The following is a 4,911-nucleotide window of genomic DNA, read 5'->3' on the forward strand; positions in this document are numbered from 1 at the left end:
CGCAGCACCCCGGTCTGGTCGGTTTCGGCCTCGACGGCGGCATTGTCATGATCGAGGCGGGCCTGGGCTTCAAGCAGGTGGGCGGCGCTGTCCTGATTCTGCTCCAGCGTGCCCGATCCATCGGCGGACAGGTTGCGGTAACGCCGTGCGTTCTGGCGCGCAAAGACAAGCTGCGCCTGATCCGCCGCCACGCTGGCGCGCGCCTGCGCGATCAGGGCGACCTGACGGACCAATTCGGCCTCAAGGTTCGCGACATCGCCCTGTGCCGCCTGCGTCGCGCCATGGGCGGTCTCGAGTGCTGCGCGGTAGTCGTCATCCTCGATATGGGCCAGTTCCTCACCGGGGTGCACGGCTTCGTTATCCTGCGCGATCACGCGGTCGATACGGCCGGGCACCTTGGGGGCCACGGTGGTGAAATCGGCGGTAACGTAGGCGTCGTTGGTATATTCATCCGTGCCATTGCCCGATATGAGGCGGTCGGCGGTCCATGCGGCGGCGACCAGCAGGATAACGGTCCCGCCAGCCAGGATGATGGGTTTCGTGTGGGGCATTGCTTCGGACCCGATCGGTTCAGTGCGCGGCGGGTGTGGGAACCGGCGCGCGCGGGGCATAGACACGTCCCGGCAGGATGGCTGTCAGGACAAGGAAAAAGGCGCAGATCCACATCACCAGCAGGTAGATGTCCGCCAGCGCCAGAACGGTGGACTGCTCGTGCACGTAGGTATGGAAAATCTGGAGCGCGTTGCGTGCGATATGCCCGGCGTCGGGCGATGTCGCGCCGATCTGCCCGCTGATGGGATCCCCCATGCCAGCCAGCGCTGTGCCGTGCGTGCCGTGCAGGTCCAGCAGCATGGTGGAATGGTACTGTTCACGCCGCCGCAGCATGACCTCGAACAGGGCGGTGGCGATGGCGTTGGCCATGCCCTTGAGCATGTTCACCATGCCCGAGATCATCGGCCCATCGGCGGGCCCCAGGCCAAGGGCCGCCAGCATAAGGGTGGGGATGACCACCATCGGCTGCCCGAATATCTGCAGAATCTGGATGGCCATGAAATTGTCACGCACCCAGTCCGGTGTCAGCCATGTGCCAAGCCACGCTGCGGTGCCAAGGCAGACAAGGCCGATGGCCAGCACGTACCGGCAGTCCACCGCGCGGATGTTGCACAGCGCCGCCGTAAGCGGCAGCAGCACAAGCTGCGGCAGCGCCACCACCAGCGCGATGGGCGCGGCCTGAACGGGCCGGTAGCCCCGTATGTCGCAAGGTAGGTGAACGGGATTTCCGTCATGAGCCCGCAGATCATAAGCGACGCGACCAGCGTCAGCAGCGACATGGCGATGTTGCGGTTGCCCCAGAACTGGATGCGGAAGAACGGGCTGTGATGGAACCATTCATGCGCAAGGAAGCCGATGAACAGCGCGCCGCCCCAGAATGTCAGGTGCGTGATGACGGGGGAGCGGAACCAGTCCAGCCGGTCGCCCTGGTACAGCACCGTCACCACGCACATGATGGCCGGAACCCCCAGCATGAACCCGCGCCAGTTGAAATTGCGGAACCGTTCCCAGTGCGACGGATCGCGCGGCAGGCCCCAGCCGATCATGCCAATGGCGACCGCGCATAGCGGCAATGTTTCCCAGTACAGCCACCGCCAGCCGACATGTTCGAACCACATCGCCTCCAGCGGGCCGCCGAGGTTGGGGCCGAAGGTGGCGCTCATGGCATAGCCGCCAATGCCGAATACCCGTATGGGGGCGGGCAGGTATTTGAGCATGACGGTCATGAGGATGGGCGGCAGGCACCCCGCCGCCAGCCCCTGCGCCGCGCGCAGGATGCACAGCGTGGTCATGTCGGGCATGTAGGGCGCGGGAATGGCCAGCAGCCCCAGCAGCGCCGTCATGAACAGGGAAAAGCGGTAGATGGAAAACGTGACGTAGAACCACGGCGTGAACGCCATGGCCGCGATGTTGAATGATTCATAGATGGAGATGAACCACGTCCCCTCATCGTGACCGATATGCATGGCGCCGCGGATATCGGGCAGGCCGATTTCCGTTATATGTTCATTGAAACCGGCGACATGCACGGCCAGCAGCATGCCCAGGCACCCGACAACCGTGCGCGGGCCAAAGGGGGGAATATACGAAGGGGCGGGGGAGGGGGCTGCGTTCACATCAATCCGTCCGGCGGGAAAAGCCGGGCCATGATCGCGATGCGGGATTGCGGCGAATACCCATGATCGCGCAGGTTGACACCTCCATTTTACGGATTGGTCAAATCCATTTTTTTAGGATAATCAGGGCGGTTTCGTTCCGGATACGCAGCAGGGGAAATGGCGCATGAGAAAACGGTACGATCTCGATCTGCTGCGCAGCCTTCAGGTGCTGATCGAGGAGGAAGGCGTCTCCCACGCCGCGCGCAGGCTTAAGGTGAGCGAGGCCGCCATGAGCCGGAGCCTGGCCAAGCTGCGCGTGATTTTTGGCGATCCGATTCTTGTCGCATCGGGGCGGCGCATGGTCGCGACCACCTTCGCGCTGGGACTCCGTGACCGCGTGCGCACCCTGGTCGATGGCGCGGACGCCCTGCTGGAGGAGCAGGAGGCACCGGATCTTGCCGGTCTTTCCCCCCATTTCGTGCTGCGCGCCAATGACCTGATCGTGGGCGCGTTCGGGGCGGCCATCCTTGCCGCCCTGCGTCAGGACTGCCCCGGCTGCACCATCACCTTCGCCCCCGAAACGGATGAGGAACCCAGTAACGACCTGCGGGAAGGCAGGGTGGACCTCTATCTCGGCGCATCGGACGACATGCGCCCCGAAATCCGCCAGCAGAGCCTGTTTCCCACCGGGTTCCGCGCCCTTGTGCGCGCCGATCATCCCATTCTGGCCGAAGGGATCACGCCGGCCACGATCGTACGGTACGAGCATATCAGTGTCTCGCGCCGGGGGCGGCTGCACGGGCCGATCGACCTTGTGCTGCGCGAGCGTTTCGGCCTGCGGCGGCGGGTGGTGATGGTCGTGCCCACCTATTACGCCATGGTCGAGACCCTGCGCATGACGGACATGATCCTGCCGCTGCCGGGCATCGCCATCGACTACCTGCCCATCCGGTCGATGCATCTGGCGGAGTTCGAATTCCCCTTTGACCTGCCGCCGGTGCGCTCGTTCCAGGCATGGCATCCGCGCCGCGACAGCGACCCGGTGCATCGCTGGCTGCGCAACACGGTCTATCGTGTCGTGCGCCAGCGTGGCGATGACCTGCCCGAAGGCTTTTCCCCCACCATGAGCGTGGCGGGGGAAAAGGATAACGTGATCCGGCCTTACTGGCCGTAGCGTACCAGCCCCAGATCCTCATGCGCGATGTCAGGCATGCGGCCGGACATGATATCGGCCAGCACCCGGCCCGAACCGCAGGCCATGGTCCACCCCAGCGTGCCATGGCCGGTATTGAGGTACAGGTTGTCGTAGCGGGTGCGCCCGATGATGGGCGTGCCGTCGGGTGTCATGGGGCGCAGGCCGGTCCAGAACAGGGCCTCGCCGATATTGCCGCCACCGGGGAAGAGATCCCGCACCGAGTGTTCCAGCGTCTCGCGCCGGGGCGCGCGCAGGCGGGTGGAGAAACCGGCAAGTTCCGCCGTGCCGCCCACGCGGATGCGGTTGCCCAGACGGGTGATGCCGATCTTGAACGTCTCGTCCATGATGGTGGAAAGCGGGGCCTGATGTTCATTCACGATCTCGGCGGTGAGGGAATAGCCCTTGACCGGGTAGATGGGCAGGTCAAGCCCCAGATGACGCACCAGGGCCGGTGAATAGCTGCCCAGCGACACCACGTAGGATTCCGCCACCATCCGGCCCCGGCTGGTCTCGATGCCGGTAATGCGCCCGCCTTCCGCCGTCATGGCGCGGATGGCGGTGTCGTAATGGAAGGTGACGCCTGCATCCGCCGCCAGCGCGGCCAGGCGCTGGGTGAACATGAAGGCATCCCCCGTTTCATCACCGGGCAGGCGCAGGCCGCCCACGAATTTCTGCGCGCTGGAGGCCAGCCCCGGCTCGGCCTTCACGCAGCCTTCACGGTTCAGGATCTCGTAGGCACATTGAACTGCTCCAGCACGCTGATGTCGCCCGCAATGGCGTCCATCTGCTTTTGCGTGCGGAATATCTGCAATGTGCCCATCTGCCGGTCATCATAGGTGATGCCGGTGCTGGCGCGCAGTTCACGCATCACGTCGCGGCTGTATTCCGCCACACGCACCATCCGCCCCTTGTTGCGGGCATAGGCGGTGGCGGTGCAGTTTTCGAGCATCTGCACCAGCCATTTCCACAGATGCGGGTCAGGCATGGGCCAGAACACGAAGGCCGGTATTTCATCATGAGCCATTTCATGGCCTTGAACGGCACGCCCGGCCCGGCCCAGGGGGATGAATACCCCGGTGAGACCTGCCCCGCATTGGCGAAGCTGGTTTCAAGCCCGGCGGCGGGTTCACGGTCCACCACCGTAACCTCATGCCCCGCCTGCGCGAGATACCATGCCGATGTCACACCGACGACACCACTACCCAGAACAATGATTTTCATGACTCAGATGCCTTTTGTGGCGGATGAAGCTCTTGCACGGCCTACGGCAGATAGGCGCGGTGGAAACGTGAACCGAGTGCGGTCAGCACCTCGTAACCGATGGTGCCCGCACAGCGCGCCACATCATCCACACTGTGGCGCGGGCCGATCATGTCCACATGCGTGGTCGCGTCCAGCACGGATTCCGGCACATCGGTTACGTCGATGGTGGTGGAATCCATGGAAATGCGGCCAAGGATGGGCAGGCGGTAATCATCCAGCCATGCGCAGCCGCCATCGGCCCCGTGGCGCAGGAAGCCATCGGCGTAACCAATGCCCAGTGTCGCGATCCGGCGTGGCCCGCTG

General features: G+C 64.4%; 3 protein-coding genes and 2 pseudogenes. 1 reads left to right on the forward strand and 4 read right to left on the reverse strand.

The window, feature by feature from the left end:
* Nucleotides 1-551 (reverse strand): HlyD family secretion protein (locus JCM25156_RS09400; RefSeq protein ID WP_025812874.1); only part of this gene is annotated, 551 nt, incomplete at its 3' end.
* 19 nt (nt 552-570) lie between these two features.
* Nucleotides 571-2,168 (reverse strand): annotated as a pseudogene (locus JCM25156_RS23085) (MFS transporter).
* Between the two features lie 166 nt (nt 2,169-2,334).
* Here JCM25156_RS23085 and JCM25156_RS09415 point away from each other — a divergent pair.
* Nucleotides 2,335-3,324: a LysR family transcriptional regulator gene (locus JCM25156_RS09415; protein WP_025812875.1), complete on the forward strand. Its 990-nt coding sequence runs from the start codon at nt 2,335-2,337 to the stop codon at nt 3,322-3,324.
* On the opposite strand, the pseudogene JCM25156_RS23090 reads toward JCM25156_RS09415, so the two are convergent.
* A pseudogene (locus JCM25156_RS23090) lies at nt 3,312-4,566 on the reverse strand (D-amino acid dehydrogenase). The gene JCM25156_RS09415 and the pseudogene JCM25156_RS23090 overlap by 13 nt on opposite strands.
* A gap of 41 nt (nt 4,567-4,607) precedes the next feature.
* Nucleotides 4,608-4,911: alanine racemase (locus JCM25156_RS09425; RefSeq protein ID WP_025812876.1), on the reverse strand; the 304-nt coding region annotated here is incomplete at its 5' end.

Source organism: Komagataeibacter kakiaceti JCM 25156, assembly GCF_000613305.1.

What these genes read in the sequence shown, in the direction of transcription:
- JCM25156_RS09415 (WP_025812875.1), top strand. Translation starts at nt 2,335, where the DNA reads ATGAGAAAACGGTACGATCTCGATCTGCTGCGCAGCCTTCAGGTGCTG.